Consider the following 2,160-nt stretch of genomic DNA (forward strand, 5'->3'; position numbering starts at 1 on the left):
GCTTGTATTTTTGATTATGTTTTGTGGACATAAAGATAACACATTTAGAGTCTAAGGGTTTTAGTGTGCTGTTTTTTTCTAACTAAAAAAGAGGCCTTGTATATTTAATATTACTTTTTACTTGGTAGTGATTACTATAAAATCCTTTGTACTAGGTTTTAGTATGTATTTTCCTAACTATAGACTTTATTTTTATTAGAAAGCATGGTTTTATTAATAATAAGTAAAGTAAAAAGAAATTGTAATATGTCCGGAATATATTCTTCTTTGGATAACTGGCTTTTTAGTTGGATTTTTTCTTTTTAATATATCATATAATGATATATGCGTGGTCCTGTGATGTACCTTTTATCTTTACGCACTACTTATCCCTCCTTTGAATTATTTTATCAAAATGAGTCTTACTAATATACATTTTCATACAGCTATAGGCTGTTCAAGAAAATAGCAACATAAAAATATAACTTTTTAGCAATATGGATTCTACTGTGATCTTTTTTCAACAAAATATAGAAAAATCTTCTATAAAACCTCACAGTTTATAGCCTCATCAAATATTATGCTTATCTCTAGATAAATACTGTGCGTCTGTAAAAAAAATATCCACCCTTATTTCAATAAATAAGGGTGGATGTTTTGTTCTATTTTCGTTGTTCGTATTATTTTATTTTCAGAGTAATTGCACCACCTATTCCCCAATGACCACCAGCACTCGTGGCAGAGAGATTAGAGCGGATTTTTCCGTTTTCAGATGTATAACCAGCACCAAGAGCAAATGCGGATTGCCCACGCCATGCGCCGCTACCAAATGAGACACTCAAAGATCCTGGCTCGTCGAAGTAACGTAGGTTGGATACTGCTAGACCAACGGCGGCTGCTTGCCTTGCCTCTTTGCGTACGCTCTTAATATCATAACTTAAAATATTAAACTTCATATCTGTATATCGGTCAGACCGATCAACAGCATCATCAATGGCATTAATAACAATATTATCCACCCGACTATCCGTATATTTTTTTGCATCATCGAGAACAATTTTCATCTGTTGCTGAGTGTAATCATGCAGTTGACCACCATTCACAGCTTCTTTCGAACCTTGTTCAATGCGACCATTGGCAACATTATCAATCATAACAGGTTCACTTTCGTTGCCACCTTTTAGAGTGATCTTATTGGTTTTTTTACCATCAGCATCTTTATCATAGTTAACTGCACCATCAGAAAGATTATTAACCGTGTTCTCAATATTATCAACTCTGTCTTCAATATTGAAAACCGTTTCACCAATATTCGTAACCGTAGTGGAAATATTGTCGACTCTGTTTTCAATATGCCTAATATCTTTTTCAACGCCAGTGATACGTTCGTTGGTCTCCCAAAGCTGTCCACCATTGACTGCATCTTTTGAACCTTCTGCAATTTTACCATCTGCTACATTGATAATCTTACTTGGTTGACCATCATGGCTAGCGTCATAAGCTTTTTTCTGCTCATTCCAATTTAAACCATTGGACGAGACATTGTTTTCAACACTTTGAATACGGTCGTTTATCTTAGACATACTCTCACTTACGCCGTCAAAAGCACTGGCAACGTTATGATAATCCTTCTTTTCACCAGAGCTCCCGTCAGCTTTGAATTGTGCTATCTTGAAAGTAGGAGCAGTCCATTCTCCATTATTATAGCCAGCGCCACCACCAAAATATGCAGCAAGCTGATTACTCATCAAATAAAGTTGCGAACCATTTATAGCATCGGTTGAGTTAGCAGAAATATCTCCATTAGCAAGAAACTTAATTTTGCTATTGGTTTTTTCCTCTCCATGCTGTGCTACAAATGCCTGCTCATCATTGCTCCACAACAAAGCATCCCCTTTGACTTCTTGTGTAATATCATTGATTTGTTGTGTAAAATTATTGACCACATTCGTGAGATGACTATTCACACTCTTCACATTTGCATCGAGACCACTCAAAGCTGAGCCAACATCATGATAATTGGCTTTTGCCACCTGACCATCTTCAACAATAACAGATAAACTATAGTTTGGTCCTTTAAAAGCACCATTTTCGAACGAGGCACCACCACCAAAATAATTTGCTATATCTCCAGATATTTTATTAATTTGGTTCCCATTGATCGCATCATGCGAATCTTCA

Annotated in this window: 1 protein-coding gene; it reads right to left on the reverse strand. The window is 35.7% G+C overall.

The genetic code is table 11. The features are described 5' to 3' along the window. Positions 1–659: 659 nt before the first annotated feature. Positions 660–2,160 (reverse strand): Vomp family autotransporter (locus ACFILO_RS09220; RefSeq protein ID WP_375678195.1); only part of this gene is annotated, 1,501 nt, incomplete at its 5' end.

It is taken from the genome of Bartonella sp. AP72JLCBS, assembly GCF_042195705.1.
In the GTDB taxonomy this organism is placed as follows: domain Bacteria; phylum Pseudomonadota; class Alphaproteobacteria; order Rhizobiales; family Rhizobiaceae; genus Bartonella.